Annotated in this window: 29 protein-coding genes and 1 pseudogene; 8 read left to right on the forward strand and 22 right to left on the reverse strand. The window is 56.6% G+C overall.

Features of this window, described 5'->3' with window-relative positions; genetic code table 11:
- Positions 1–24 precede the first annotated feature (24 nt).
- From ACX1CU_RS13835 to ACX1CU_RS13845, 3 genes are read left to right on the forward strand one after another with little or no spacing between them, the layout of a single operon-like run.
- Positions 25–1650 (forward strand): aldehyde dehydrogenase (NADP(+)), encoded by a 1626-nt coding sequence (locus ACX1CU_RS13835; RefSeq protein WP_459398874.1) that lies wholly within the window; start codon positions 25–27, stop codon positions 1648–1650.
- Positions 1628–3193 (forward strand): APC family permease, encoded by a 1566-nt coding sequence (locus tag ACX1CU_RS13840; RefSeq protein WP_459398875.1) that lies wholly within the window; start codon positions 1628–1630, stop codon positions 3191–3193. Before ACX1CU_RS13835 ends, ACX1CU_RS13840 begins: the two co-directional genes overlap by 23 nt.
- 11 nt (positions 3194–3204) lie before the next feature.
- A complete protein-coding gene (locus ACX1CU_RS13845; protein WP_459398876.1) occupies positions 3205–4218 on the forward strand; it encodes an Ldh family oxidoreductase in 1014 nt (337 codons plus the stop codon).
- 45 nt (positions 4219–4263) lie between these two features.
- On the opposite strand, the gene ACX1CU_RS13850 is transcribed toward ACX1CU_RS13845, so the two are convergent.
- The gene (locus ACX1CU_RS13850; RefSeq protein ID WP_459398877.1) at positions 4264–4692 is read right to left on the reverse strand and encodes a universal stress protein; all 429 of its coding nucleotides are present in this window, start codon (positions 4690–4692) and stop codon (positions 4264–4266) included.
- A gap of 746 nt (positions 4693–5438) precedes the next feature.
- Here ACX1CU_RS13850 and cycA point away from each other — a divergent pair.
- Complete coding sequence (cycA, locus tag ACX1CU_RS13855; RefSeq protein ID WP_459398878.1) at positions 5439–6836, forward strand: D-serine/D-alanine/glycine transporter; 1398 nt, start codon at positions 5439–5441, stop codon at positions 6834–6836.
- An 89-nt stretch (positions 6837–6925) separates the two neighbouring features.
- On the opposite strand, the gene ACX1CU_RS13860 is transcribed toward cycA, so the two are convergent.
- Positions 6926–7849 carry a LysR family transcriptional regulator gene (locus tag ACX1CU_RS13860; protein WP_459398879.1) on the reverse strand — a complete coding sequence of 308 codons (924 nt, stop codon included), beginning with the start codon at positions 7847–7849 and terminating at the stop codon, positions 6926–6928.
- Positions 7850–7917: 68 nt separating this feature from the next.
- Here ACX1CU_RS13860 and ACX1CU_RS13865 point away from each other — a divergent pair, with 68 nt between their 5' ends.
- Positions 7918–8535: a LysE family translocator gene (locus ACX1CU_RS13865; protein WP_459398880.1), complete on the forward strand. Its 618-nt coding sequence runs from the start codon at positions 7918–7920 to the stop codon at positions 8533–8535.
- Positions 8536–8790: 255 nt separating this feature from the next.
- Positions 8791–9102: a hypothetical protein gene (locus ACX1CU_RS13870; protein ID WP_459398881.1), complete on the forward strand. Its 312-nt coding sequence runs from the start codon at positions 8791–8793 to the stop codon at positions 9100–9102.
- 126 nt (positions 9103–9228) lie between these two features.
- Here ACX1CU_RS13870 and ACX1CU_RS13875 read toward each other — a convergent pair whose 3' ends face one another.
- Entirely contained in the window at positions 9229–9465 is a 237-nt protein-coding gene (locus ACX1CU_RS13875) for a hypothetical protein (protein WP_459398882.1), read from the reverse strand.
- Between the two features lie 484 nt (positions 9466–9949).
- On the opposite strand from ACX1CU_RS13875, the gene ACX1CU_RS13880 reads away from it, so the two are divergent.
- Together ACX1CU_RS13880 and ACX1CU_RS13885 are read left to right on the forward strand one after the other, a co-directional pair.
- Positions 9950–10639, forward strand: a complete 690-nt coding sequence (locus ACX1CU_RS13880) for a helix-turn-helix transcriptional regulator (RefSeq protein WP_459398883.1) — start codon at positions 9950–9952, stop codon at positions 10637–10639.
- 102 nt (positions 10640–10741) lie between these two features.
- Positions 10742–11362: pseudogene (locus ACX1CU_RS13885) on the forward strand (precorrin-2 dehydrogenase/sirohydrochlorin ferrochelatase family protein); the annotation flags it as partial.
- A gap of 47 nt (positions 11363–11409) precedes the next feature.
- On the opposite strand, the gene cobT reads toward ACX1CU_RS13885, so the two are convergent.
- The 19 genes from cobT to ACX1CU_RS13980 all read right to left on the reverse strand — a co-directional run bounded on the left by cobT (position 11410) and on the right by ACX1CU_RS13980 (position 26298).
- Positions 11410–12468 (reverse strand): nicotinate-nucleotide--dimethylbenzimidazole phosphoribosyltransferase, encoded by a 1059-nt coding sequence (gene cobT / locus ACX1CU_RS13890; RefSeq protein ID WP_459398884.1) that lies wholly within the window; start codon positions 12466–12468, stop codon positions 11410–11412.
- A gap of 4 nt (positions 12469–12472) precedes the next feature.
- Positions 12473–13090: an adenosylcobalamin/alpha-ribazole phosphatase gene (locus ACX1CU_RS13895; protein WP_459402812.1), complete on the reverse strand. Its 618-nt coding sequence runs from the start codon at positions 13088–13090 to the stop codon at positions 12473–12475.
- Positions 13091–13099: 9 nt separating this feature from the next.
- Positions 13100–13846 (reverse strand): adenosylcobinamide-GDP ribazoletransferase, encoded by a 747-nt coding sequence (gene cobS, locus ACX1CU_RS13900; RefSeq protein ID WP_459398885.1) that lies wholly within the window; start codon positions 13844–13846, stop codon positions 13100–13102.
- On the reverse strand, positions 13843–14385 hold the full coding sequence (cobU, locus tag ACX1CU_RS13905; protein WP_459398886.1) for a bifunctional adenosylcobinamide kinase/adenosylcobinamide-phosphate guanylyltransferase: 543 nt from the start codon (positions 14383–14385) through the stop codon (positions 13843–13845). Before cobU ends, cobS begins: the two co-directional genes overlap by 4 nt.
- A 140-nt stretch (positions 14386–14525) precedes the next feature.
- A complete protein-coding gene (locus ACX1CU_RS13910; protein WP_459398887.1) occupies positions 14526–16055 on the reverse strand; it encodes a cobyric acid synthase in 1530 nt (509 codons plus the stop codon).
- On the reverse strand, positions 16055–16867 hold the full coding sequence (locus tag ACX1CU_RS13915; RefSeq protein ID WP_459398888.1) for an ATP-binding cassette domain-containing protein: 813 nt from the start codon (positions 16865–16867) through the stop codon (positions 16055–16057). The genes ACX1CU_RS13910 and ACX1CU_RS13915 overlap by 1 nt, the downstream gene beginning before the upstream one ends.
- 13 nt (positions 16868–16880) lie before the next feature.
- Complete coding sequence (locus tag ACX1CU_RS13920) at positions 16881–17558, reverse strand: energy-coupling factor ABC transporter transmembrane protein (RefSeq protein WP_459398889.1); 678 nt, start codon at positions 17556–17558, stop codon at positions 16881–16883.
- Entirely contained in the window at positions 17545–17826 is a 282-nt protein-coding gene (locus tag ACX1CU_RS13925) for an energy-coupling factor ABC transporter substrate-binding protein (protein ID WP_459398890.1), read from the reverse strand. The genes ACX1CU_RS13920 and ACX1CU_RS13925 overlap by 14 nt, the downstream gene beginning before the upstream one ends.
- A gap of 1 nt (position 17827) precedes the next feature.
- Complete coding sequence (cbiM, locus tag ACX1CU_RS13930) at positions 17828–18559, reverse strand: cobalt ECF transporter S component CbiM (protein ID WP_459398891.1); 732 nt, start codon at positions 18557–18559, stop codon at positions 17828–17830.
- 3 nt (positions 18560–18562) lie between these two features.
- Positions 18563–19276: a cobalt-factor II C(20)-methyltransferase gene (locus ACX1CU_RS13935; RefSeq protein ID WP_459398892.1), complete on the reverse strand. Its 714-nt coding sequence runs from the start codon at positions 19274–19276 to the stop codon at positions 18563–18565.
- Positions 19276–20070: a sirohydrochlorin cobaltochelatase gene (gene cbiK / locus ACX1CU_RS13940; RefSeq protein WP_459398893.1), complete on the reverse strand. Its 795-nt coding sequence runs from the start codon at positions 20068–20070 to the stop codon at positions 19276–19278. The genes ACX1CU_RS13935 and cbiK overlap by 1 nt, the downstream gene beginning before the upstream one ends.
- Position 20071: 1 nt before the next feature.
- Positions 20072–20851, reverse strand: coding sequence for a cobalt-precorrin-6A reductase (locus ACX1CU_RS13945; protein WP_459398894.1), 780 nt, complete (start codon positions 20849–20851; stop codon positions 20072–20074).
- Entirely contained in the window at positions 20848–21573 is a 726-nt protein-coding gene (locus tag ACX1CU_RS13950; RefSeq protein WP_459398895.1) for a precorrin-3B C(17)-methyltransferase, read from the reverse strand. Before ACX1CU_RS13950 ends, ACX1CU_RS13945 begins: the two co-directional genes overlap by 4 nt.
- Positions 21567–22628, reverse strand: coding sequence for a cobalt-precorrin 5A hydrolase (gene cbiG, locus ACX1CU_RS13955; protein ID WP_459398896.1), 1062 nt, complete (start codon positions 22626–22628; stop codon positions 21567–21569). Before cbiG ends, ACX1CU_RS13950 begins: the two co-directional genes overlap by 7 nt.
- Positions 22609–23385 carry a cobalt-precorrin-4 methyltransferase gene (locus ACX1CU_RS13960; RefSeq protein ID WP_459398897.1) on the reverse strand — a complete coding sequence of 259 codons (777 nt, stop codon included), beginning with the start codon at positions 23383–23385 and terminating at the stop codon, positions 22609–22611. Before ACX1CU_RS13960 ends, cbiG begins: the two co-directional genes overlap by 20 nt.
- Positions 23378–23947 carry a decarboxylating cobalt-precorrin-6B (C(15))-methyltransferase gene (locus tag ACX1CU_RS13965; RefSeq protein ID WP_459398898.1) on the reverse strand — a complete coding sequence of 190 codons (570 nt, stop codon included), beginning with the start codon at positions 23945–23947 and terminating at the stop codon, positions 23378–23380. The genes ACX1CU_RS13960 and ACX1CU_RS13965 overlap by 8 nt, the downstream gene beginning before the upstream one ends.
- Positions 23937–24542 carry a cobalt-precorrin-7 (C(5))-methyltransferase gene (locus ACX1CU_RS13970; RefSeq protein WP_459398899.1) on the reverse strand — a complete coding sequence of 202 codons (606 nt, stop codon included), beginning with the start codon at positions 24540–24542 and terminating at the stop codon, positions 23937–23939. Before ACX1CU_RS13970 ends, ACX1CU_RS13965 begins: the two co-directional genes overlap by 11 nt.
- Positions 24539–25669: a cobalt-precorrin-5B (C(1))-methyltransferase CbiD gene (cbiD, locus tag ACX1CU_RS13975; protein ID WP_459398900.1), complete on the reverse strand. Its 1131-nt coding sequence runs from the start codon at positions 25667–25669 to the stop codon at positions 24539–24541. The genes ACX1CU_RS13970 and cbiD overlap by 4 nt, the downstream gene beginning before the upstream one ends.
- Positions 25666–26298: a cobalt-precorrin-8 methylmutase gene (locus ACX1CU_RS13980; protein ID WP_459398901.1), complete on the reverse strand. Its 633-nt coding sequence runs from the start codon at positions 26296–26298 to the stop codon at positions 25666–25668. Before ACX1CU_RS13980 ends, cbiD begins: the two co-directional genes overlap by 4 nt.
- Positions 26299–26304 lie beyond the last annotated feature (6 nt).

A 26304-nucleotide genomic window follows, 5' to 3' on the forward strand; every position in this document is an offset into this window, starting at 1 on the left:
TCTCTTAACCTTGCAGGGGTACTTATGCCGAATACCATCACCCTCAGCGGCCAACAATTTATCGGCGGGCAACGTACTGCCAGCGGCACGGCGGAGCTGATCAGCCTGCGGGCCGATAATGACCAGCCCACCGGTTATCGTTTTTATCAAGCCAGCAGCGCGGAAACCGCGGCTGCCGCAGAGGCCGCCGCAAACGCCTTCGCGGCCTATTCGCAAACCAGCGCAGAACAACGGGCCGCTTTTCTCTGTGCCATTGCCAGCGAAATCGACGCGCTGGCCGAACCCTTCTTCGCCTTTGCCATGCAGGAAACCGCCCTGCCGTTAGCTCGTTTGCAAGGTGAACGTGCCCGCACCAGCGGCCAACTGCGCCTGTTTGCCGAACTGCTACGCCGCGGTGATGTCCACGGCGTACGCATCGACTGTGCCCTGCCCGAGCGCACACCGCTGCCGCGCCCAGACCTGCGCCAATATCGCACTGCGCTTGGCCCAGTTGCCGTTTTCGGCGCCAGCAATTTCCCACTGGCGTTCTCCACCGCCGGCGGCGATACCGCCGCTGCATTGGCCGCAGGTTGTCCGGTGGTTTTCAAGGCACACAGTGGCCATATGATCACCGCAGAGCTCACCGCGCAAGCGATCGAACGAGCGGTGCAGCAACAGCAGATGCCCGCTGGCGTCTTCAATATGGTTTTCGGCGCACGGATCGGGGCCGAACTGGTTCAGCATCCGGCAATTCAGGCAGTGGGCTTTACCGGCTCGCTGCAAGGTGGCCGCGCCTTGTTTGATTTAGCCATGCGCCGCCCGCAGCCGATTCCGGTATTTGCCGAGATGTCGAGTATCAATCCGGTGGTAGTCATGCCGCAGGCGTTGGCTCAACGCGGGCAAAGCATCGCCCAGGAACTGGTAGCCTCATTCACGCTGGGCTGTGGCCAATTTTGCACCAAGCCGGGGCTGATTATCGGCATTCACAGCCCTGCATTCAGCCAGCTCATTGATGATTTAAAAAACCGGGTAAATGCCGCACCGCCGCAGCACATGCTGAATGCGGGCACGCTGGCGCACTATCGCCACGGGCTGCACGCGCTGGATCAGCATCCAGGATTGGAGCACTTAGCGGGCAACCAGGAACAACAAATGCATCTGGCGGCGGCTCAACTTTATCAGGCCAGCAGCCAATTACTGCTTAACGACGACGTACTGTTGCAGGAGGAAGTGTTTGGCCCGGTGGCGATCGTGGTCGCGGTAGACGATCAGCAACAATTGCTGGCGGCGCTGGAACATTTGCAAGGCCAACTGACCGCCACGTTACTCGTCGAACCCGGCGATATGGCTGCTGCTGCCGAACTGCTGCCTTTACTGACGCGCAAGGCCGGGCGAGTGCTGTTCAACGGTTATCCGACCGGTGTGGAAGTCTGCGATGCCATGGTGCACGGCGGCCCTTACCCTGCCACCAGCGATGCACGCGGCACCTCGGTCGGTACGCTGGCCATTGAACGTTTTCTACGCCCGGTTTGCCTGCAAAACACCCCTGCGGCCCTGCTGCCAGCCGCCTTACAGGACAGCAACCCACTCAACCTGTTGCGATTGGTGAATGGCACCTATACCCGCTCCTCATTGGAAGGAACCTCTTATGGCGACCCAAGGAAAATTTAAAAAGCAGCTTACACTTACCGATCTGACGTTTATCGGTCTGGGCGCAATTTTTGGCTCCGGTTGGCTGTTCGCGGCCAGCCATGTTTCCTCTATCGCCGGGCCTGCCGGGCTCTATTCCTGGCTGATTGGCGGGCTGGCGGTACTGTTGCTCGGCATTGTTTACTGCGAGCTGGGCGCGGCATTACCCCGCGCTGGCGGCATTATCCGTTATCCGGTATTTTCCCACGGCGAACTGATGGGCTATTTATTAGGCTTTATCACGCTGATCGCCTTCTCCAGCCTGATCTCGATAGAAGTCGTCGCCGCACGCCAGTATGCTGCTGCCTGGTTTCCGTTCCTCACTCAGCCAGACTCCAGCGATCCAACGCTGGTCGGCTGGCTGGTACAACTGTTATTGCTGTGTTTTTTCTTTGCCCTCAACTATTACAGCGTTAAAACCTTCGCCAAATCCAATAACCTGATCAGCATAATCAAGTTTCTCGTCCCGCTATTGGTGATCGTGGTGCTGTTTACCTTTTTCAAACCCGAGAACCTGTACAGCCAGGGTTTTGCCCCTTTCGGCGCCGCCGGGGTTGAAGCGGCGATCTCAGCGGGCGGAATCATCTTCGCTTATCTTGGCCTGACGCCGATCATCTCGGTAGCCAGCGAGGTACAAAAACCGCAGCGCACCATCCCGATCGCCCTGATTCTGTCGGTAGTGCTCTCCACTATTATTTATGTGCTGCTGCAACTGGCGTTCCTCGGCAGTATCCCGAGCGAGATGTTGGCCGAGGGTTGGGCCGGTATCAGCAAACAATTTTCTCTGCCTTACCGTGATATTGCCGTCACCTTGGGGATGGGCTGGTTGGCCTTTATGGTGGTCAGCGATGCCATCATTTCACCCAGCGGCACCGGCAACATTTATATGAATGCCACACCGCGTGTCATTTATGGCTGGGCACGCACCGGCACCTTCTTCAAAATATTTACCAAAGTCGATGGCCAATCTGGTATCCCGCGTCACGCTTTATGGCTGACCTTCGCCTTATCCATTTTCTGGACGCTGCCCTTTCCGTCGTGGGAACGGCTGATCGGCGTGGTATCCGCTGCGCTGGTGTTAAGCTATGCTATCGCACCGGTTACTGCCGCCGGATTGCGCCGTAACGCAGCGGATCTGCCCCGGCCATTTTTAGTGCGTGGCTTCTGTGTACTCGGGCCGCTGTCGTTCATCATCTCGGCACTTATCGTCTACTGGTCTGGCTGGAATACCGTTTCCTGGCTGCTCGGCCTGCAGATCCTGATGTTCTTCATCTATATCCTGTTCAAGAATAAAGTACCGACACACGCCGTCAGCCTGAAGCAGCAAATCTACTCCTCCCTATGGCTGATCGCTTTCTACGCACTGATTATCGTCGCCTCTTATCTGGGCAGTTTTGGCGGTATTGGTGCCATCAGTCACCCTTGGGATACCCTGTTGGTCGCCGCCATCGCGCTGGTCATTTACTACTGGGGTGCCTATACCTGTCTGCCTAAGGCGAATTTTGCCGGGGACGAAGAAGAGTAAAGGAAGAGAAAATGACTCAAACCGTAAATCTATCGCTGGATGACGCTTATCAGTTGGCGCACCGCGCACTACGCAGTAATGGCTTCAGCGAGGCGCACGCTCACGCGGTGGCGCAGAACGTCACTGCCGGAGAGCGCGATGGTTGTGCCTCCCATGGCTTGTATCGTGTACTGGGTTGTGTCCGCTCGCTGCATGCAGGCAAGGTTTCCGCCGATGCCGAGCCACTACTCATCGACACCGCTCCCGCGATTATGCACGTGGATGCGGGTGCCGCCTTCTCACTGGTGGCTTACCAAACCGCGTTGCCCACATTTATTGATAAGGTACGCCACTGCGGTATCGCCGCACTCGCCATTAACCATTGCGTTCACTTCTCTGCGCTGTGGGCCGATATCGAACCGCTGGTTGAGCAAGGATTAGTGGCGCTGGCCTGCACGCCAAGCCATGCCTGGGTGACGCCAGCGGGGGGCACTCAGCCGCTGTTTGGCACCAACCCGATTGCCTTTGGCTGGCCGCGCCCGCAGCAACCGCACTTTATCTTTGATATGGCCACCAGCGCTGTCGCACGCGGTGAGATTGAACTGCATCGCCGGGCGGGCAAACCCTTGCCGGAAGGCTGGGGGATCGATCAGCACGGCCAACCGTCAACCGACGCGGCCAGCGTATTGCAAGGCGCTATGCTGACCTTCGGCGGCCATAAAGGTTCGGCGCTGGCAGCCATGGTGGAGTTGATTGCCGGGCCACTGATTGGTGATATGACCAGCAAGGAGTCGCTGGTTTATGATGCCCAAACCGGCTCTTCCCCTTACGGTGGCGAATTGATTATCGCTATGGATCCCGCACGTTTTCTGGGTGCCGATCAACAAGCGCATTTCGCCCGCGCGGAAGCCCTGTTTACCAACATGCAGTCACAAGGGGCGCGTATCCCAGGAGAAAGGCGTTTTCAAGCTCGGCAGCACAGCGAACAGCATGGAGTCACACTACCACAGGCGTTATACGATGAGATTGTGGCGCTATGCCGGTGATACAACAGGCCCGCGCTAACGGCGGGCCGATAAGTTATCGGAGAGTTATCTAATCACCATCACCGACGTTTTGGCATGGCGCACGATGGCTGCGGCGTTCGAACCCAGAAGATAGGTTTTCACGCTTGGGCGGCGGGAACCGATCACGATCAGATCGGCCTCTATCTCTTCGGCAAGCAGCAATACTTCGTCGCGCGGCGAACCGAAGCTGATGGTATACGCCAAGTTCTCCAGCGGCAGATCGATTTCCGCCATGATTTTCTTCAGCCCTTCAATCGCTTTCACTTCCGCCTGATTCTCAAACTCTTTGATGCCGAAGGAGTAGGCGGTAACGAACGCCGAGGCATCGGGCAATGCATGGAAAAAATGCACCTTGGCCCCAGACATTTTTGCCAGATACTCGACATGCTTGAGGGCATGTTCGGTCAACACATCTTCTGAAATATCTATCGGTACTAAAATGGTCTTGTACATATTCAATCCCTTCTTTATTTACCGTTATGGAATCAGTTTACTGCCGCACAACAGGATGGTGAATCAGTTTATGCCACTTTTGTGAGGCATGGCAGGAGAAGATAGAATCATCGCCATCCGCTATCATTGGCCTGTTATGCTGTAAAAGCCTTTTGGAGCAGTCAGATGTTTTCTTGGCAACGCTTCAGCCAAGATGTCGTTATTTCGCCTCGTCCCAAGCAGCCTAGATGCAAAGTCACTGCTCACCGCTGATTCAACCAATGATTTTTACTTTTGTGACTGACACCGCAAAACCAGAGAAATGTGCGCAGCAGCGTAACCTATCTGCATCGGCGGCACGCCAGCCGCCGCTATAAACTGATTAAAACTCAACTGCCCTTTCTGAAATCAATCTTCATAGTGCAACATTCCACTTCACCCAAGCACATGAATTTAAGCGTTCAATCGCATTAGTTTTTCTCATGCCAACTTTGCAACATGCTGTCGAATCAATAAGATAAGACTTTTCAATGCTGTTCATTTGCTATGGCAAAGAGTAATCTTCCGCCCCTTGGACGCCCGCTTTGCCTTCAAAGTGTAAAGAATAATCGACTTTTATCCCGCACATAAATGTTGTAAACATGTTGCATAAAGATGGCGGTATTGAGTTACCTTACTAAAGCCGGGACACCCGGATAAACACATAAAAAAGAGCCACTTCAGAGCTCGCAACTTCATTCATGACAGGTAAAACAGGACATCATCAGATGGTAGATCATTCTAAAATAGCAACGGATGCCACGCCAGGATCAGAAGATCATCTAAGACGAAACCTTACCAACCGACATATTCAACTGATCGCCATCGGTGGCGCAATTGGTACCGGTTTGTTTATGGGTTCCGGCAAAACCATCAGTCTGGCTGGGCCTTCCATCATTTTTGTGTACATGATTATCGGCTTTATGCTGTTTTTCGTGATGCGCGCGATGGGCGAACTGCTGCTCTCCAACCTGCAATATAAATCTTTCAGCGATTTCGCCGCCGATCTGCTCGGCCCATGGGCGGGTTTTTTCACCGGTTGGACCTACTGGTTCTGCTGGGTGGTGACCGGCATTGCCGACGTAGTCGCCATTACCGCCTACGCCCAGTTCTGGTTCCCCGATCTGTCGCAATGGGTCGCTTCGCTGCTGTGCGTTTTGCTGTTGCTTAGCCTAAACCTGGCGACGGTAAAAATGTTCGGTGAGATGGAGTTCTGGTTTGCGATGATCAAAATCGTCGCCATTGTCGGCCTGATTATTGCTGGTCTGGTCATGGTGGCTATGCACTTCGAATCGCCTACCGGCAGCGTCGCTTCGTTCTCGCATTTGTGGAATGACGGCGGCATGTTCCCGAAAGGCATCAGCGGTTTCTTTGCAGGCTTCCAGATCGCGGTATTCGCCTTTGTGGGAATCGAACTGGTGGGCACCACCGCCGCAGAAACCAAAGATCCGGAAAAAGTGCTGCCACGCGCGATTAACTCTATTCCGATTCGCATCATCATGTTCTACGTGTTTGCGTTGATCGTGATTATGTCGGTGACACCGTGGAGTTCCGTGGTTGCCGACAAGAGCCCGTTCGTTGAGCTGTTCGTCTTGATTGGTCTGCCTGCTGCAGCCAGCGTGATTAACTTTGTCGTGTTGACCTCTGCGGCCTCTTCCGCCAACAGCGGGGTGTTCTCCACCAGCCGTATGCTGTTCGGCCTGGCGCAAGAAGGGGACGCGCCAAAGTCGTTTGCCAATCTTTCCAAGCGTGCGGTACCGGCCAACGGCCTAACCTTCTCCTGCATCTGTTTGCTGGGTGGTGTGGTGCTGATTTACCTGATCCCGAACGTAATGACGGTATTTACCCTGGTCACCACCGTTTCAGCGATCCTATTTATGTTCGTTTGGACCATTATTTTGTGCTCATACCTGGTTTACCGTAAACAGCGCCCGGCGCTGCACCAGAAATCGATCTACAAAATGCCTGCCGGTAAGCTGATGTGCTGGGTATGTATGGCGTTCTTCGTGTTTGTGCTGGTGCTGTTGTCACTGCGTGACGATACCCGCCAGGCGCTGATTGTTACGCCGCTGTGGTTCGTCATTCTGGGGATCGGCTATCAGTTTATCCGCCGCAAAAAGGCCTGATTCCCCCTCTGTCGATTAGCGGTGGTGCAGGCCTGGCTGCCGCTCAACGTAGTGCAATCAACCGCTGACAACAGCGGTTGAATCAAACCTCAAGAGTCTGAGCTGGATTGCAACCAGGCAATCACTCGGGCTACCGGGCTACCGGGTACTACTTTATTTTGCGTCAACAGGCAATAACCGCTGCCGTCCTGTTCAAAACCAAACGGAGCAATTAACAAGCCAGCCTTGATATCATCCCGCACATGCTGCCAGGGGCCAATAGCAATGCCGACGCCCGCAACTGCGGCTTGCAGGCTGAAATAAAAGTGATCGAAATACTGCTGTGGCTGATTAGTGAGTGAGATCCCCTGCGAGGTAGCCCAGTCGCGCCAGGCATACGGGCGAGTGGAGGCATGCAATAACAGAGCGTTGTCACGTAAATGCTTTTCCACACCGTTGTCTACCACAAACTGATCGAGCATCTCAGGCTTGCATACCGGGCCAACCTTTTCGACAAACAAAGGCTCACTGTGCACATTACTGCCCCAGTCAAAATCGTTACGACGTATCGCCACCGTCGTGCCATCGCGAAAAGCGAAAGGCCCTCCACCGGCGACCAACTGCAGATTGATTTCCGGTAAAGCTTCCTGAAATGCCGGTAAGCGGGGGATCAGCCAGCGCATCAGCAATGTGGGCTCACAGGAAAGGACTATCGGTGCATCCTGCGCCTGCTGGTACAACTCTTGGGTAGTATCCTCCAGAATACCGAATGCCTGCTGCGTAGCCTGAAACAACTTGCGGCCCGCGGAGGTCAGAAATACTCGTCGATGGCGGCGTTCAAACAGTGCTACACCAAGTTCATCTTCAAGTGCGCGCACCGCTCGGCTCACTGCACCGTGCGTCAGGCTCAGATTCTGTGCCGCCAGCGTAAAACTTTCCCTACGTGCCGCAGCCTCAAAACAACGTAACCCGCCTAGTGACAGTTGCCGACCGACTTTGCGTGAGCATTTCTCACCAATATGGTCAGTTTTCATCGTTTGTCCCCGTACATTTTTTTCCTTATAAATCAAATACAAAAAACCAACTTTTGAGCGTGAAAATCATGACCGAACTCTTAGCTGTTGTCTCTATTACTTTATTCGCTGTAATAAGCCCTGGGCCTGACTTTGCAATGGTTTCGCGCAATAGTCTGTTGCTCTCACGCCGTGCCGGGTTACTGAATGCCTGTGGCATCGGCGCTGGCGTGCTGGTTCATGTCTCTTATACCCTTATCGGCATCGGAATGCTGATACTACAATCTTTGTGGGTATTTTCTTTATTCAAGGCTGTCAGCGCAATCTGGTTGATCTATCTGGGCATTAACCTGCTGCGCCAGGCAAATCTGCCGTTCGTATCGCAAACCTCTGTCGCCTCCAATGATTTAGGTGCGCTAAAAACCGGCTTTCTGACTAACCTACTCAATCCAAAAACCACTCTGTTTATTGTCAGCCTGTTTGTACAGGTGGTTGATCCCCAAACCCCAGTTGCGGTGCAGATCGGCTACGGGCTGTTTATTTCATTGGCACACGTTATCTGGTTCAGTACCGTGGCATTGTTCTTTTCATCACCCGGCGTCAATGCCCGCTTCCTGCGCATGCGCCAAGGGATCGACCGGTTCTTTGGCGGGATCCTGATCGCTTTTGGTACCTTACTGGCTGCCACCCACTTCACGTCAAAGTGAACACGCTGCAAAGCTGAAAAACCCAGCAATCATCACCGGTAGTTATCCCTCAGGGCCGAACATCCATCGGCCCCATCTTGTTGCTGAACTACTGCAAGGTTAAAATGCCACTCAGCCTGCCATTCACAACCTGAACGTCATGGTCGATTCAAGATGTGTTCTGCCTGCTCTTAAGCCAAGGCCAGGCGTTTATTTTTGCGTATTGCAAAGGGAAATAAGTCAGTGTCTAAAGATTTTGATGAACTAATAAGAGACATGGATCTTATTATTGAAAATGTAGACAGTTTCAAAGCTCTGGCTCCCCGCGTACCTCAGCCAACGGTGGAACCGCCAGCAGTTCATTATTACGATTCATTCTGCGAAAACATCGCGTTGAAAGTGGTACTGAAAGTCTTACTCTCATCAGTGGACAAAATCGTCAAAGTGCAGATCGCCAACAAAGTTGAGCAGGAAATCGCCCAGATCGAACAGCAGGTCGTGCGTGCCGGTGGCGGTCCGGTCGCCGCAGAAGATTTGGCACAAATGACACATTATGTTCGCCGTACCGTCAGTGATTTACTGGACTAGACTGGCCTATCAATAACCGCCTTGGTGGCACCGACCTGTACCAAGGCTCGCTTAAAGCCTCTATTTTCGCCACCAAACGGCCTAAATTTTACTGAGCATAGGTGATGATTGATAATCAGGTCAGCGTTAAGAAACGTAAGAGAAACGTTTCGGCGGTAAATCCAGTACCCTGGTTTTGCTCACCTTGACTGCTTTAGCGGGGTCGCCAGCAATAAATTCCAGCGTTGGCGAGTAGTAAAAAGGCAACCAAGCCTCATAACTGCTCTCCCATTCCCATTTCACCGGGCATGGCCACAGAATATCTTCATACAGAACGTAATAGATCCACCGTCCATGCGGACGGCGCGGCTTGACTGTTTTCATAGTGCCATCAGTAACTCTCTCACCCGTCGCATCGTTTTCTGCCCAATGATCCGATCAATCAAACAGCTATACTACCTCAGCGATCCCATCTGAGGCGAGAAACACCACTTTTTGATTACTTGGTTGTGATTAATTATAAAACAAGGGTGGCGAGCTGGCTAAAACCCGTTGAGACGAAGGTGCAAAACAGGATGGAGATATCAGGCGATGGGAGCAGCAAAACAGAAAACGCCGCAGCACCACGATTTCATTGGTATAAGTTCGTGTTGATGACAACGTTTCCCTGGTGTTGTGCAATACAGGCTATTGGTACCGTTTGGAGGTTGAATGTGTAACAACCGCCTTATTAATTATCGCCCAAGATACTAACAGGTGAAAATCACTCTTGCAATTTATTATAACAAATGGTATCAAAACCAATTAATTTGATCATCTTAATTTCAAGTAAAATTATTAGTTAGAAAATTATTTATTCGAGGTGGAAATGGACTCACTCAATAAAAACAATAAATCTTACTTAAATGGGCTCATCACCATGATGGAGCACTTAAATGAACCATGGGGTATCAAAGATCTCTCCTCACGCCATCTTTATATGAATAAAGCGGCCTATCTTTACACCAATACACCGCTCAATTTCGATATTGAAGGACGGCTTGACGACGAATTCCCCGCTGATTGGGCAGAATTAGCCTCAGATCTGCAAGAACATGACCGCCGTACCGAAGGTGCCCGAGAACGAGTTGCCGTTATAGAAACGCATTATTGGTATGGGAAGGACCATCTGACGCCATTTATCAGCGAAAAATTGCCAATCTACAATGATCAAGAAAAACTTGTCGGGACCATGTGGAATGCCAGGCAACTTGATACGCTGTCCCCGCTTAAGTATATCAATCAGCAGAAACCCAGCCTTTTAACCACCGAAGCCAGCACTCAGCTATTCACTCAAGCAGAGCTCGATATCATATTTTTAATGCTGCAACGCTACTCGACCAAAGAGATTGCAACGTTATATAGCCTCAGCAATAAAACGATAGAAAACCGGATCTACAGCATTTACCAAAAGGCAGATGTGCATACGCTCCAGCAGTTTGAAGAGCATTGCAAGCAGACAGATCTGGATAGATATATCCCCGAGCGCCTCGTGGAAAAAGGCATTCGGTTTATTTAACGCGAAGCAAAAGCTTATATCGGTAAAAACCGCAATAACCTTAAAAACAATATGCCATTGGCGTTATAATCGCCTCCTTACTCCCCCACCTGAAAAAGCGCTATGGATTACTTACCGCTGTTTATCGATCTCAAGCAACGTCCGGTTCTGGTGGTAGGGGGTGGAAAAGTGGCCACGCGCAAAATTACCCAATTACAACGTGCCGGGGCGCAAGTGCGCGTCGTGGCACAAACGCTGACGCCGGAGCTTTATCAGCAGCATCAGGCGGCACTAATCTGTTGGATTGCACAATCTTTTGACGAACAGCAGCTAAACGGCGTGTTTCTGGCGATCGCCGCCACCAACGATCCACAGCTCAATGCCAGCGTGGCCCATGCGGCCGAACGGCGTCAACTGCTGGTCAACGTCGTCGATGCGCCTGCCGATGGTTCCTGCATTTTCCCGGCGATTATCGATCGTTCACCGCTGGTGGTGGCTTTTTCTTCTGGCGGCCAGTCACCCGCACTGACACGTATTCTACGTGAGAAACTGGAACAGCTTCTGCCCGCCAGCCTTGGCATGATGACGCGGATTGCCGGATTGTATCGTTCTCAGGTAAAGACACGGCTACCGGAGTTGGAAGTACAGCGCCGTTTCTGGCAGCGGCTTTTCAATGGAAGATTCGCCCGCCTGGTTGAGTCGGGGCAAGAACAGCTTGCTCAGGCTGAGCTCCAGCGTGAACTGGCGCACTCAGCCGAGCAACAACAATCCGAGGCCGATAAAATCCGCCGCTAGCTGCTGCTGCCGGGGATAATGATATTGCTGTCTGCCAGCAGCCCCATATGGTTATACATCGCGCAGGCGGCATCCACGATATGCATCGCAATCGCCGCTCCGCTGCCCTCTCCCAGCCGCATCTCCAGGTGCAGATAGGGGGATAATTGAAGATGCTTGAGGGCGATCGCCGCACCTTTTTCCGCCGAAAAGTGCGATGGTAACAGATAGTGGTGCACTTCAGGCGCAATGCCACAGGCCACCAGCGCCGAAGCGTAGGAGAGAAAGCCGTCCAGCACCACCGGCAAGCCCGCCGCCGCCGCGCCCAGCATCACCCCGGCCATGCCCACCAGATCGTAACCGCCCAGCTTGGCCAGCACGTCCAGCGCATCGTTGGCATCCGGCTGATTGTGCGCGATCGCCTGGCGGACCACTGCCACTTTGTGATGCAACCGATCGCTGGGGAAATTGGCACCAATGCCCACCACCTCTTGCGGATCGCTACCGGTCAAAACGCTAATGATTGCGGCGGCAGGCGTGGTATTGGCCATCCCTAACTCCCCGACGCCAAACAGCGTAACCCCAAGCGCCGCCTGTTCCAGCGTCAAGCGGGCGCTGGCCAGCAGCAAATCCTCCGCCTGCTGGCGCGTCATTGCCGCTTCTCGGGCGATATTGCCGCTGCCGCGCCCCACTTTCATATTGATCAGGCCCGGCAGCGGATCGCAGTCGATCCCGACATCCACCACCTTAACCTCGGCCCCGGCATTGGCGGCCAGCACGCAGACGCCGGTAATGCCTTTCACCATATTCAGCGCCTGAATTACGGTCACTTCGCGGGGCGATACCGCCACCCCTTCGGCATATACTCCGTGATCGGCAGCCATGACGATGATCTGCTTGCGCGTGGCAGCCATTCCGCTAAAACCGCGCATACCCGCCAGTTGAATAGCCAACAGCTCTAAACGGCCCAGGCTGCCGGGGGGCTTCAGCAGCCCGTCCAGCCGGGTTGCCGCCTGCTGCATGGCAACAGTATCCAGCGGCGCGATGGCGTCGATTAACGATGAAAGTGTTTGCATCAATTTATTCTCTTGTTGCAGGCTGCCAACGAGCCTGGCTGTTAAAAGCGCGCAGCGCGACAAACCCTTCACGGATCTCCAGCACGCTGTAAGCCCCTTGCTCAAAATGGAAGTGCCACATACCGGCCGCAGGCATCGCCAGCAGCCCGGCCAGCAGCAGGCTCAGGCTGCCCTGATGCGCCACCAGCAGGCGGTTACCGCCGCCGTTGTCGGCTAACAGTTGCTGCACCTGCTGCTGAATGCGCTGAGAAAACTGCGGGAAAGACTCGCCCGCCGTCGGGCAGCCTTGCTGCCAATCCGCCACCCAACGGTTCCATGCCTCGGCATCCTGCTGTTGCAAGTCCCGGTGATGGCGCATTTCCCAATCGCCAAAGTTCATTTCGTTAAAACCGCCGTCAACCTGCGCCGATAGCCCTCGTTGCCCCAGCACAATCTCGGCGGTATGCCGCGCTCGCAGCAGTTCGCTGCTGGTCGCTTGGGTAAAAGGCACCTCGGCCAGCCACTCTGCCACTCGCTGTGCCTGCATCACGCCCTGCTCGGTCAACGGCACATCGGTCATGCCGCAGAAAACCCCCTGCTGATTGGCCAACGTTTGCCCGTGCCGTACCAGAAATAACCGCATCGTCATCACTCACAGCAGCGCCATCAAAAACACCAATTCGGCCACTTCTACTGCCGCCCCCAAGGTATCGCCGGTCTGCCCGCCCAAGCGGCGGCGCAGATAGGTTCGCAGCAGCAACACGGCGATCAACGTATACCCCAGCGCGAACATGGCTTTTCCCTGCCCCAACAGCATCACCAACACCGCCGCACAGGCCAACGTAGTTGCCGTTTGTATGCCGTTAATCCGGCCGATATAGAGATTCCCCAATCCATCGCCTTCACGGGCATAGCGCTGGCGATACATCAGCAACACCAGTAGCGATCGCCCAACCACGCTTGCTGCCATCAGCGTGGCCAGCATCGGCAGCCCGCGCAGCGCCAGTTCGCTAACCACCAACACCTTCGCCAACACAATAAACACCAGCGCCAGCCCGCCGTTGGTCCCAAGGCGGCTGTCGCGCATGATCTCCAGCATGTTTTCCCGGCTGCGGGCAGAGAACACACCGTCACAGGTATCGGCCAACCCATCGAGATGAAATGCTCCGGTCACCAACGCCAAGGTCAGCACATAAGCCAATGCCGCCAACGGGAAGCCGCACCAGGGGGCCAGCAAGGTAAATACCCCACCGCCAAGGGCACCGACGATCAAGCCAATCAACGGAAAACCGACGATGCCGCGCTCGTAGTTATCCGGCTCCAGCCCTTGTGTCCAACGGGCGGGCACCGGAATACGCGTCATAAACTGCAAGGTGGCCAAAAACAGACGTAATCTCATTTGATTTTTACCTCAATACCGGAGATCACCAAAAACACCGTGTCGGCAACGGCAGCCAGGCGCTGATTGACCCGGCCAGCAATGTCACGAAAATGTCGCGCCAAACGGTTTTCCGGCACGATGCCCATGCCCAGCTCGTTGGTGACCAGATAAATCACCGCCGGGCTGCGGGCGCAGGCCGCCAGCAACTCGCCAATCTGCTGCTGAAGCTCATGCTCCACCGCCGCAAAATCGATCTGCTCAACCGGCGTGTCGGCCGTTAAAGCAAACATCTGGTTGGCAAGCAGCGTGGTGATACATTCAAGGATCACCGCCCCCCCTGCTGCCGCCTGCTCGTCAATCACCTGGGCCAGATGTTGGCTGCCTTCCCAGGTGTGCCAATGGGCCGGGCGGCTTTGACGGTGCAATCTGACCCGTTCAGCCATTTCCTCATCGGTGACCAGCGAAGTGGCGATATACAACACCTGCTCGCTCGCGCCCGCCAACCGTTCGGCCAGTGAACTCTTCCCGCTGCGTGCGCCGCCGGTAATCAGAATCACGAAATACTCCCCTCTTGATGGCTAGATCTCCCCCCTCTCCCTGTGGGAGAGGGCCGGGGTGAGGGGCTTTAGTACAGAGACATTCCCCTCACCCTAACCCTCTCCCCAAAGGAGAGGGAACTGGTTAGTACTGGCTGGTATTACTCCTCTTTATAGCTGCTCATGATGCGGCAAATAGCAGCTATATCAATATGTTCCCGCATCGCATCGGCCAAAATGTCAAACTGCTGCTGTTTATACTGGATATAGTCCAATGCTGCCCCCTCATCAATCGGCAGTCCTTTCCTGCTGCGTAACCCATTCAACAAGGCGCGGCTGAAAGGACCACTGTCAAACAGACCATGAATATAGCTGCCCATCACGTTGCCCGCGCGGTTCACCGCGCCATCAAAGGCGCAGTCCTGTTCACCATTGCGCTGGGTTAAACGGGCAAAAGGCTGTGCTTGCGCGCCCAACTGCGTGGTTCCCATATGGATTTCGTAACCGGCCAGCACCTGCTCGGCGCAAGCGGATAAAATACCGGGCAGAGCAGGCTGACAGCGCGCGGCCACCTGGGTGGTCACCTTTTGCTGGGCAAACTGGGTTTCTACATCCAGCAACCCCAAGCCTGCCATTTGCGCCACGCCGGACTCCACACCATCAATAATCTGTTTGCCCAGCATCTGATAACCGCCACAGATGCCGATAATCGGCGTCCCGGCCTGATGCTGTGCCAGCAACGCCGCCGCCAAGCCGCTGTGCTGTAACCACTGCAAATCCCCCAGCGTGTTTTTGCTGCCCGGCAGAATAATCAGATCGGCACCGGCCAGCGCCGCAGGATTTGTGACATAACGCAGCGCCACGCCCGGCTGAGCCGCCAGAGCGTTAAAATCGGTAAAATTGGCGATATGCGGTAGCTGCACCACCGCAATATCTAACAAGTGTTCCCCTGCTGGGCAGTATTTACCGTTTTGCAACGCCACACCGTCTTCATCTTCCAGATCGATATTCAGCCAAGGCATCACACCCAGTACCGGCACGCCGGTCAAAGCTTCGATCTGCTCTAATCCCGACTGGAGCAAAGCGATGTCGCCGCGGAATTTATTGATGATCACGCCTTTGACCCGCGCTTTCTCTTCGGGCCGCAGCAGCGCCAGCGTGCCGTAAATGGCAGCAAAAACGCCGCCGCGATCGATATCCGCCACCAGCAGCACCGGCGTCTTAGCGATCGCCGCCATGCCCATATTGACGATATCCCGGTCACGCAGGTTGATTTCCGCCGGGCTGCCCGCCCCTTCCAGCACCACCACGTCATAGTCGTTAAGCAGGCTGTAATAAACCTCACCGATCTGTTGCTGCAATTGCGGCTTGTAGTGGTGATAGCTGACCGCGTCCATATCGCAGGCCACTTTGCCCATCAGTACCACCTGCGCCTTGCGATCGCTAGTGGGTTTCAGCAGCACCGGATTCATCCGCACGTCAGGCGCAATGCCTGCCGCCTCGGCCTGAAAAATCTGCGCCCGCCCCATCTCTTCACCGTTGGCGGTAATGCCGGAGTTGAGCGCCATATTCTGCGATTTGAACGGCGCGCAGCGGTAACCATCCTGCGCAAATATGCGGCACAAACCGGCCACCAACACGCTTTTACCGACGTCCGACGCCGTTCCCTGCACCATTACGGACAGTTTCATCACCCTTTCTCCACCTCACGCTGGCGCAGCAGCGCAAACAGCTGTTGTTCCGTTTTACACAGCGGCAATCCCAGCTCACTGTGCAATTTTACCAGCCAGGGTTGCACCAACCCGGCGGCAGTTAATTGTTCCTGCTGCAAGAAAACCTGCGCCGTTTCCCCGGCGCAAACCAGCCGCCCATGGGAAAGGACATACAGGTAATCACAAATATGATAAATCAAATCAATGTCATGACTGGAGATAATTACCCGTTTACCTTCGGCGACGATCCGCTCGATGATGGCGATCATCTGCTGCCGCCCCGCCGGATCCAGCCCGGCGGTGGGCTCATCCAACAGCAGGTATTCTGCTTCCATCACCAACGCGCCAGCAATCGCCACTCGTTTTTTCTGCCCGTGGCTCAAATTCTGTATCGATTTATGCCGAAAGCCCTGCGCATCCACCAGCGTCAGCGCCCGATCCACCCGCTCGGTAATCTGCTGCCGATCCATCCCCAGATTATGCAGGCTGAAGGCGATATCGCTGTCGATATCGGTATAAAACAGCTGCTGTTCCGGGTCTTGAAACACGGTGGTCACCCGCTGGCGCAGCGCCCGCAGGCTGGCTTTGCCGTAATCGAGCGCCTCCCCCTGCCACAGCACCGCGCCCTGCTGCGGGCGCAGTATACCGGTCAGGTTCATCAACAGCGTCGATTTCCCACAGCCGTTCGCCCCCAACAACCCGGTGACCGCATGCTGGCCAAAATCCAGCGTCAAATCCTGCAACACCGGTTCATCCTGATAGCTGAAGCTTAATTGTCGGGTACTTAACATCGGCGGCCTGCTCTCACAGCGGGAAATCCCCCTGATACAGTTTGACATCCAGCGCGATAATCATCTGCTGATAGCGGATCATCACCCGGGTAAATAACATGCTCACCAGCATCGCCAGCGAACGGTAACTACTGCCCAGCGACACATAGCCAAAGCGCAGCGACTGAGCGCGGTGGATCGCCGCCGCCTCTTCGATAAAAATAAAGATAAACCGCCAGGTGAGCAGGATTTGCTCCGTCAGCAGGCGCGGCGCATGGTAACGCTTGAGCAGCTGGATCAGTTGCGGAAATGGCGTGTTCAGCACAAACCAGAAGGTGGCAGCCAATGCGGCCAGGCTACGCCACAGGGTGTGATTGGCCGTTACCAACCCAGCGCGATCGATACCCAACCAGAAGTTCCCCACCTGCACGCCCCACCACAGGCTATCCGGCTGCCGGGCCACTGAGAGCATAATGGTCAGCATCCCCACCAACAGAAAAGTCAGCGGGATCGCCAGCCAACGCAGATAACGCATCGGGCCGATGCGCAGCAGGTAGCAGGTCAGCAGTGCGATAATCACCAGCAACAGCGCCTGATAGCGCGGTGGCAACACCATCGCCAGCAGCAGAAACAGGCCATACAGCGCCAGCTTGGCCCGCGGGTCCCGCTGCTGCCAGCGGCTTTTTTCACTCAGTTGATCAATCCCCAGCATGCCCACGGCGCTTACCCCGGTAGTAGCCCAAAATGTAAAAAATCACTGCCGTTCCCAACGACCCTTGCAGGGTAAACAGCAGGCTTTCAATCTCACCGCTGGCCGGTTTGTACAGCGGAGCGAACCAGGGTTGATAGTGCGGTGAGGTTTGCTGGATCAAGGTTTCGGCCTCACCGTCCGAGCCGCCATATTCGCCGCCGTGATTAATAAAGAACGGCATGATCACCAGTGCGGCCACCATTGCCAGCAGGATCAGCGTTTTTTTCATCTCAATGCCCCTCGGCCGGGATCAACCGGCGTTTCGTCAACTGGTCATAAATCATCACGGTCAGCAACCCTTCGGCAATGGCGATTGGGATCTGCGTCAGGCAGAACACCCCCATAAATTTCACGCTGGAACCGATCATGCCAAACTGCGGATCCGGGAAAGCCATCCCCAGTTGCACCGAGGTGACAAAATAGGCCGCCAGATCGGCCAGCGCGGCACACAGAAACACCGCCACGTCGCGGCGCAGGCCAGATTTGCAGGCCAGTTGCCAGACCAGATAACCCACCACCGGCCCGATCACCGCCATCGACATGCCGTTGGCCCCGAGCGTGGTCAAGCCGCCATGAGCCAGCAGCAGCGCCTGGAACAGCAGCACGATCGCTCCCAACACCGCCACCACCGCCGGGCCAAACAGGATCACCGCCAGCCCTACGCCGGTAGGATGGGAACAACTACCGGTGAGCGACGGGATCTTGAGCGCCGAAAGCACGAAAATAAACGCCGCGCACAGCGCCAGCAGCACCTTCTGATTGCTGTCGTCGCTGACGATCTGTTTCAACCGCCGCAGCCCGACATACAGGCAGGGCAGAAACAGCAGCCACCAGGCCATCGCCCACAGCGGTGGCAAAAAACCTTCCATGATGTGCATAGCAAAGGCATCTTGCGGCAGCAACATCATCAACAGCGCGAATCCCAATCCCATTAACGAAAGCTGTTTGGTTTGCGTTTCCATCGGTTACTCCTCGGTAAGCCAACGCTTATTCACCAGAATGGTTGAGAAATAGGGCAAAGGTCGATCGGCAGGCAGTTGATCCAGCCGTCGCCAGCACTGCTCGTCCGGCTGCGTGGCTTCGGCCATCAGCAGCGCGTGATCGAACAGTTTCAGCCGCGCCAGCAATGCCTGAATGATGGCGAAGCGGCCATAGACTTTCATCAGCACCACGCAGTCGTGAGTTAATAACGCCTGTTCCAGCTCGGCTTCCGCTGCGGTGCAGGACATCACCGCCAGCGACTGCGTTTCCATCGCCAACGGCAGGGCAGCACGCGCGGCGATCGCCGCAAACGAGGTCACACCCGGCACTATCTCCAGCCAGGCCGGGCGGCCAAGGCGCGCCAGCAGAAACACCCAGGTGCTGAACAGCATCGCATCACCCAGCGTGATAAAACCCACCTGTTTGCCGTGCGCGACCTCCGCCTTAAGCTGCTGCGCTACGTCGTCCCAGACCGCCTGTTTTTGCAGGTCATCGGCACTCATCGGGAAATGGCAGGTGCGGATCTCGGTGTGCGGCAACAAATATTCCCGCACGATCGACAGTGCTAGGCTATCGCCCCCTTTGCGGCCCGCCGGGGCATACAGCACATCAAGCTGACCAAGCAGCCGGGCGGCACGCACGGTAAGCAAATCGCTGGCCCCCGGGCCGACGCCTAACGCATACAGTTTGCCGCTCATCAGGCCACCTCCTGTTGGCTGTGGCACAAGGCCGCGTGCAGATGTTCGGCGAACATCTGGCGGATCAGCGGATTTTCGCCCAACCCTTGCAACCAGCATTGCGTTTTAATCCCCGCCGCCGCCATTTGCGAGCCCCAGGAACCGGGATCGGCAGAGGCCATATCATTAATTGCGTGATCGCCTGCCACCAGCATCAGCGGCATCAGGTGCACTTTGCGTACCCGCTGCTGCTGCAAGCGGGCGATCAGCCCGTCCACTTCCGGGTAACTTTCTACCGCGCCCACCAGCGCCGGGAAGCGCTGCGCGGCCATCAGATGATCCAGGCAGGCATAGGCAGCAAACGCGTGATGGCCGGTGCCGTGGCCCATAAACACCACCCGCTCATCGGCGGCCAGCGGCGGCATTTGCCCCTGCAACGCCAGCAACAGTTGCTGATAGTCGGCAAAGCTGCTGAGCAGCGGTTTGCCCAGCACCAAGCGCCAGAAACGGTGACGATTGGCGCGTACTTCGCTGGCCACTTTTTCATATTCGTCGCCGTTAATGATGTGCAGCGACTGGATCGCCACATCCTGATAGCCCGCCTCCGCCAAACGCTGTAGCGCCTGCTGCGGGTTATCGATCAGCAAGCCGTCGCGCTGGCGCAGCTTGCGAATAATCATTTCCGAGGTGAACGCACGGAACAGATGGCGATCGCCACAGCCAGCAGCCAATTGCTGCTCGCAGGTTTCGATATTCTTTTCGCGTGTGCTCGCATAGCTGGTACCAAAACTGATCACTAACAGCGCTTTTTTCATGTCATTTTCCTTGAAGTTTCTGCCAGCAGGCCAACAGCTGTGCAAAGGCTGCCAATGAGTCCACCTGCTCCCCCTCGTTTTCTAGCGGCTGCGGGCGACGCACCACGATGCAGGGAATGTTCAATGCCAAGCAGGGTTCAACCTTTTGCAGATAGCCCCCTTCGCTGCCGGACTCTTTGGTGATCACCACGTCCGGCTGGCAAAACTCGTACAGCGCCTGATTGAAGCGCGCGCTAAACGGGCCGCGCAGGGCAATAATGTTATCCACCCCCAGCCCCAGCGCCTCGCTCTGCGCCAACACTTCGGCGGTCGGTAACACCCTGACCAGCAGGGTTTTCCCCGGCAGACCACGCTGATATTCCGCCAATTGCTTGCTGCCGGTGGTCAGTAACACCCGTTGGCCCATCCCCTGAGCCAACGCGCAGGCTTCGGCCAGCGTATTCACCTTGTGCAACTGCGGATGCGACAGTTGGTCAATCTCGCTTGGGCGCTGATAGCGCGTCAGCCGCAACCCTAGACGACGGCAGGCGTTCATCACATTGGTGCTCAATGCATCGGCATAAGGGTGAGAGGCATCAATCACCCAGCGGATGCCACGCCGTTGCAGATAATCCGCCATCTCATCGCTATCCATACGGCCAACCACCACTTCGCCCTGAAGGTTGCCCGCAAGCTGTTTGCCTGCATCGCTGGCCACCGACAGGCTATAGTTTTCACCAGCCTGCTCAAAACACTGGCAAATCAGCCGGGCATCGCGGGTTCCGCCGAAGATATGGATCACAGTGCATAACCTCGCGGGGTAATCATCAGCCCGTTGCGGCAATAGGTGGTTTGGTTGCCGACAATCACCAGGCTGGTCATATCGACCGGTGCAAAGTCCATCTCACCGAGCGTGGTCAGCCACTTTTCCTGCTTTTTGCGGCCAGCGGCTTTCACCACACCGACCGGCGTTGCTGGCGCTTTGTAGGGCTGCATCAGCGCAAAGGCGCGGGCGAGATGCCCTTCCCGGCCACGGCTGCGCGGGTTGTAGAAGCAGATCACAAAGTCGGCCTGCGCGGCGGCAATAATGCGTTTTTCGATCACCGGCCACGGGGTGAGCAAATCACTCAGGCTGATATGGCAAAAGTCGTGCATCAGCGGCGCACCGAGCAATGAAGCGGCGGCGATGCTGGCGGTGATCCCCGCCACCAGTTTGACTTCCAGATCCAACTGCTGCTGACCGACAAGTTCCAGCACCAAACCGGCCATGCCATAAATCCCGGCATCACCGCTGCTGATCAGCGCCACGTTGTGGCCCGCCAAGGCCAGATCGATCGCCACCTGGCAGCGTTCAATCTCTTTGCACATGCCGGTTTTGATCACCTGCTTATCGCCAATGAGCGGCTTCACCAGGTGGGTATAGGTTTTATAGCCGACGATAATTTCTGCCGCGCGGATCGCCTCGATCGCGTCCTGCGTCATCATCGTTTCACTGCCCGGCCCAATGCCAATGACGCTTAACATGAATGTGCTACTCCCAATGTCATGGTGACTCCTTGCTCACGCAGCGTGTTGCCCACCAGCTTTCCGCCGCTCATCAGCCAGGCTACCGGCTGTGAAACGCTGCCAACGCCCACCGTGGCCCGTACAAAATCGGAGGCCGGGAAGCGCTGTTCGTGGTGACGCAGTTCATGGCTGCTGAACAGTTCGAACGGTACCCGCCAGCAACGCGCCAGTTGCTGCAAGGCCGGTTCATCTTTTTTGATGGTGACGCTGCCGATAGCGCGCAGCGCCATCGGATCGAAGTGGTTGTCTGCCAGCTGTTGTTGCAGCAGGTCGATCAGGGTTTTTAATGCGGTAGCGCGGCGGCAGCCGATGCCCACCACCACCCGGCGCGGCACCAGTTTGTACACCGGCAGCGGCAACGCCGGTAAGCAATCGCGCAGGCTGACGCACACCAGCGCATCCAGTTCCGGCAGATGGTGCAAATCGGCCACCGGTACAAAACCACGGGTATCACAACGGGGTTGTTCCGCCCGCAGGGGCTCATCCCACCACAGCCCGACCTTCTGGCCGCTGACCAGTTGCTGATTCACCGTTTTGACCGCCTGACGGAAATCCTGCATCTCTGCATCCAGCTGCGCCGCCAGCGTATCCAACGCGGCCATTTCATTGACATCGGTGGCGGTGGTGATCACCGGATCGGCCCCCAGCAGCCCGGCCAGAAACAGCGTCAACGCATTGGCGCCCCCCACATGGCCAGACAGCAGGCTGATCACATGCTGGCCGCGCTCGTCGATCACCACCACCGCCGGATCGCTCATTTTGTCGTTCACCAGCGGGGCGATCACCCGCACGGTCAGGCCAATTGCGCCTACCACCACCAGGGCCGAATAGCTTTTAAACGCCTCGCGCAGCGTAGCGCCGAAGCTGCCGTTAAACGGCTGGAAGCCCGGCACCAGTAGCTTGTCACTGGTAAAACAGCTGAGCGGCAAGTGGGTTTGCAAGCGCTGCGCCAACCGCACGCCGCCCGGCGTCAGGCAGAACAGCGCAATGGCTTCAGGCTTGACGATATTCATGGCTGAACCCCGCGTCATACAGCTTGGAATAGTGGTATTCGTCCCCCAAAAAAGCCCCCACCAGGATTAGCGCTGTTTTGTGGATCGCCGCCGCACGGACTTTTTCCGCAATCTCGGCCAGCGTACCGCGCACCGTTTGGCTCTCTTTCCAGGTGGCTTTGTACACCACCGCCACCGGCGTCTGGGGCGGATAGCCGCCCACGATCAACTGCTCCACCACCCGCGCCATCTCCTGCACGGAAAGGAAAATCGCCATCGAGGTCTGATGAGCGGCAAAAGCGGCTAGCTGCTCGCGCGGCGGCATCGGCGTGCGCCCTTCAATGCGGGTAATGATCAGGCTCTGCGCCACTTCGGGCACGGTGTATTCCACCCCTAGTTGCGCCGCCGCCCCCAGAAACGCGCTTACTCCCGGCACGGAGACAAAGCCGATCCCCTGCTGCGCCAGCACTTCGCCCTGCTCGCGGATCGAGCCGTACAGCGAGAGATCGCCGGTTTGCAGCCGCACCACCAGCTTGCCTGCGCGCACGCCGCTCACCATCAGCGTAATAATTTGCTCCAGCGTCAGGCCCGCGCTGTCGTGCAACTCGGCCTGCGGCGGGCAATAGCTCAGCAGTTCGGTATTGATCAGTGAACCGGCATAGATCACCACCTGCGCCTGTTGCAGCAGCCGGTAGCCTTTCAGCGTGATCAACTCCGGATCCCCCGGCCCTGCGCCGACAAACCAGACTTTTTGTGTATCCCAAAGATGTTCAGACATCGCTGCCCTCCTTGCGGCAAGAAATAAGATAGGTAGGGTTATTCGGCTTGAAATAGTGGCCACGGCCCAGCGGCGTCAGGGCTGAAAATTGCAGTTGCTCGCCACAGATTTCCGCCACGTTGCGCGTTTGCAGGCAGGCCAGCGCCTCCGTGAAGTTGTTCAGCAAAATAAAGCTCAGCACCAGGCGGCCACCGGGGTGCAATTGCGCCAACGCCCAATCGATCAGGGCCAGCAGTTGCCCGCCGCTACCGCCAATAAACACCGCATCGGCCAGCGGTTCTAACGCCAGCGGCGCAGTGGCGGCGATAATGTTGACGTTGCAGCACCCCAGCCGCTGGCGGTTTTCGGCAATCAATTCAAGCGCCGCCGGGTTATGTTCAATCGCGGTGACCTGCAACGCGGGGAAACGCAGCGCGGCCTCCAGCGCAACGCTGCCAGTCCCGGCACCCACGTCAATCAAATGCTCGGCCCCTGCCAGTTCCAGCCGTTCCAGCGCCAGCAAGCGCACGGCCTCTTTGGTCATCGGCACGCGTTGTCCACGCAAAAATGCGTCATCTTTCATTGAGGATCACCACTACGTTCATGTCGTAACATTGCGCGACCGCCGCCGGTGGCAGGCGATAAATCCGCTCGGCCGGTAGCGAAAGGTTCTCACCGATAATCAGGCTGCGCGTCAGGCCGCGCTGGATAATGGCGTCGGCAATGGCGCGCGGCCCAATCACCGCATCGGTCACCATCGCCACCTTGTGGTGCTGCAATAGCCCGTCAAAATCCGGCGTGCGGCCATGGCTGCTGGTGAGGTAAATATCGTTCATGTCCAAGGCGACTCGCGCGCACAGGTATTGAATGGCGCTGATGCCGGGAATGATCTGCAACTCGTCAGGCAAAAAATGCGCCGCCAGCCATTTGCCAATGCCGAACAGCAGCGGATCGCCAGAGGCCAACACCACAATGCGTTGCGTGCCGAGGTGGCCGCGCAGCCACGCCAGCAAAGCCTCCAGATCGGCATCCAGGGTGCGGGTTTTATGCTGAGCTTGCGCAAACATCGCCAAGTGGCGGGCTCCGCCCACCAGCCAATCGGCAGTGGCGATCGCCGCCTGTGCCTGCGGCGTGAGGAAATCAGCATTACCGGGGCCGACGCCAACCACAACGATCATCGCATCACCTCCACAATCTCTTGCAGCGGCCGGTTGCAGCCCAGGATCTGCTGCTCGAAAGAGAACAGAATCGCGTCGCAGCACGGCGGGTTGACGCTAAAACGCAGCATCTCCTGCACCCGCTCGCAGATCCGCCCGGCGATGCGCGGATACACCCCTTGCCAGCCTTGATCGGCGATCAGCTCCATGGCCGCTTCGGTGGTGTCGCACTGCTCAACCTGTTGCAACAGCGCCAGCGGTGCGCCCATCAACGCCAGATGGGCGATCAGGGTTTCCATCCGTCCGTCGGCGATATGGCTGTGGGTGTGGAAGATCCCGGCAGCGATCTTGACCAGCTTGCCCGGATGGCCAACCAGCAAGATATGACGAAACTCCAGCCGTACCGCCTCTTGCAGCATGTAGCCGACAAAATTGCTCATGGTCACCACCAGCTGGCTGTCCAGCCCGAGTTGTTCGCGCACAAAGCGTTCGCCGTGGTTACCCGGCACCAGAATCACCTTGTCCAACCCCGCCGCCCGCTTCATTTCCAGCTCTAAGGCCAGTGAACGCTTCCAGCTCTCTTCCGACATCGGTGTGACAATGCCGGTGGTGCCGATAATCGAAATGCCCCCCAGAATCCCCAGCCGCCCGTTGTAGGTTTTTTGCGCCCGTTCGACCCCTTCCGGCGCGAAGATCTCCACCTGCGCACCGCGCAGTGGGCCAATCACCTCGCGCACGGCGGCTTCGATGGTCTGGCGCGGCGTACGGTTGATCGCCGGGCTACCCACCGCCAAGCCGATACCTTTGCGGGTAACGGTGCCCACGCCTGCGCCGCCGTGCAGCAAGATCTGCTGGTGGTCGCTTTGCAGCGTGACGCGGGCAAAAATCAGCATGCCGTGGGTGGCATCCACATCGTCGCCGCCGTCTTTGCGAATCGCCGCCGTGGCCTGCTGGCCCTCGATCAATGGCTGTTCGACATTCAGGTTGAGCGTCACGCCCGAGGGCGTAACGATCGCCACCTGATGGATAATCTGCTGGCGCAGCGCCATCAGCGCCGCCACCTTCGCCGCCGCCGTGGCGCAAGAGCCGGTGGTGTAACCTTTGCGGTAACGCTTGCCGTGATGCCACACGCTGTCTTGCAGGCTCATAACGCCGCCCGCAGGTGATACAGCGTGGCGTTGATAATCGCGGCGGCCACGTTGCTGCCGCCTTTGCGCCCGCAGGCAACGATGCTCGGCAGATAGCTGCTCTGTAACACCGCTTTGGATTCTTCGGCACCAACAAACCCTACCGGTACGCCGATCACCGCCAGCGGGTTGGCCTGCTGTTCCAACAGGCGAAACAGCGCGGTAGGCGCATTGCCGAACACAAACAATTTTTCCCCGGCTTCCGCCAGCGCAATATCCACCGCTGCCATCGAACGGGTGATCCCTTGGTTTTTTGCGGCATCAATCACCCGTGGATCGCTGATATAGCAGCGACATTGGCACCCCATCTGCTGCAACAGGGTTTTGTTGATGCCGGAGAGCGCCATGGTGGTATCGGTATACAGCGTGCAGCCACGGCGTAGTCCTTCAGTAAGCACGTGCAGCAGGTTCGGGGAAAACCACAAAATATCCAGCCAGTCGAAATCGGCGGTGGTGTGGATCACCCGCTTAATCACCGCTTCCTGCCACGCATCGGCAAAACGGTAATCCGGGCGTTCGCGGGCAATAATCTGCTCGATAATCCTGAAGCTTTGCTGCTCAATGTGTTGCGGTTGTTTTAGGTAGTTCATAGCGAT

The sequence above is a fragment of the Serratia sp. D1N4 genome, from assembly GCF_054552755.1.

Bases quoted from the DNA above. Each gene is read 5' to 3' on its own strand.
- ACX1CU_RS13835 (WP_459398874.1), top strand. From the start codon at position 25: ATGCCGAATACCATCACCCTCAGCGGCCAACAATTTATCGGCGGGCAA.
- ACX1CU_RS13840 (WP_459398875.1), top strand. From the start codon at position 1,628: ATGGCGACCCAAGGAAAATTTAAAAAGCAGCTTACACTTACCGATCTG.
- ACX1CU_RS13845 (WP_459398876.1), top strand. From the start codon at position 3,205: ATGACTCAAACCGTAAATCTATCGCTGGATGACGCTTATCAGTTGGCG.
- ACX1CU_RS13850 (WP_459398877.1), bottom strand. From the start codon at position 4,692: ATGTACAAGACCATTTTAGTACCGATAGATATTTCAGAAGATGTGTTG.
- cycA (WP_459398878.1), top strand. From the start codon at position 5,439: ATGGTAGATCATTCTAAAATAGCAACGGATGCCACGCCAGGATCAGAA.
- ACX1CU_RS13860 (WP_459398879.1), bottom strand. From the start codon at position 7,849: ATGAAAACTGACCATATTGGTGAGAAATGCTCACGCAAAGTCGGTCGG.
- ACX1CU_RS13865 (WP_459398880.1), top strand. From the start codon at position 7,918: ATGACCGAACTCTTAGCTGTTGTCTCTATTACTTTATTCGCTGTAATA.
- ACX1CU_RS13870 (WP_459398881.1), top strand. From the start codon at position 8,791: ATGGATCTTATTATTGAAAATGTAGACAGTTTCAAAGCTCTGGCTCCC.
- ACX1CU_RS13875 (WP_459398882.1), bottom strand. From the start codon at position 9,465: ATGAAAACAGTCAAGCCGCGCCGTCCGCATGGACGGTGGATCTATTAC.
- ACX1CU_RS13880 (WP_459398883.1), top strand. From the start codon at position 9,950: ATGGACTCACTCAATAAAAACAATAAATCTTACTTAAATGGGCTCATC.
- cobT (WP_459398884.1), bottom strand. From the start codon at position 12,468: ATGCAAACACTTTCATCGTTAATCGACGCCATCGCGCCGCTGGATACT.
- ACX1CU_RS13895 (WP_459402812.1), bottom strand. From the start codon at position 13,090: ATGCGGTTATTTCTGGTACGGCACGGGCAAACGTTGGCCAATCAGCAG.
- cobS (WP_459398885.1), bottom strand. From the start codon at position 13,846: ATGAGATTACGTCTGTTTTTGGCCACCTTGCAGTTTATGACGCGTATT.
- ACX1CU_RS13910 (WP_459398887.1), bottom strand. From the start codon at position 16,055: ATGAAACTGTCCGTAATGGTGCAGGGAACGGCGTCGGACGTCGGTAAA.
- ACX1CU_RS13915 (WP_459398888.1), bottom strand. From the start codon at position 16,867: ATGTTAAGTACCCGACAATTAAGCTTCAGCTATCAGGATGAACCGGTG.
- ACX1CU_RS13920 (WP_459398889.1), bottom strand. From the start codon at position 17,558: ATGCTGGGGATTGATCAACTGAGTGAAAAAAGCCGCTGGCAGCAGCGG.
- ACX1CU_RS13925 (WP_459398890.1), bottom strand. From the start codon at position 17,826: ATGAAAAAAACGCTGATCCTGCTGGCAATGGTGGCCGCACTGGTGATC.
- cbiM (WP_459398891.1), bottom strand. From the start codon at position 18,559: ATGGAAACGCAAACCAAACAGCTTTCGTTAATGGGATTGGGATTCGCG.
- ACX1CU_RS13935 (WP_459398892.1), bottom strand. From the start codon at position 19,276: ATGAGCGGCAAACTGTATGCGTTAGGCGTCGGCCCGGGGGCCAGCGAT.
- cbiK (WP_459398893.1), bottom strand. From the start codon at position 20,070: ATGAAAAAAGCGCTGTTAGTGATCAGTTTTGGTACCAGCTATGCGAGC.
- ACX1CU_RS13950 (WP_459398895.1), bottom strand. From the start codon at position 21,573: ATGTTAAGCGTCATTGGCATTGGGCCGGGCAGTGAAACGATGATGACG.
- cbiG (WP_459398896.1), bottom strand. From the start codon at position 22,628: ATGAATATCGTCAAGCCTGAAGCCATTGCGCTGTTCTGCCTGACGCCG.
- ACX1CU_RS13960 (WP_459398897.1), bottom strand. From the start codon at position 23,385: ATGTCTGAACATCTTTGGGATACACAAAAAGTCTGGTTTGTCGGCGCA.
- ACX1CU_RS13965 (WP_459398898.1), bottom strand. From the start codon at position 23,947: ATGAAAGATGACGCATTTTTGCGTGGACAACGCGTGCCGATGACCAAA.
- ACX1CU_RS13970 (WP_459398899.1), bottom strand. From the start codon at position 24,542: ATGATCGTTGTGGTTGGCGTCGGCCCCGGTAATGCTGATTTCCTCACG.
- cbiD (WP_459398900.1), bottom strand. From the start codon at position 25,669: ATGAGCCTGCAAGACAGCGTGTGGCATCACGGCAAGCGTTACCGCAAA.
- ACX1CU_RS13980 (WP_459398901.1), bottom strand. From the start codon at position 26,298: ATGAACTACCTAAAACAACCGCAACACATTGAGCAGCAAAGCTTCAGG.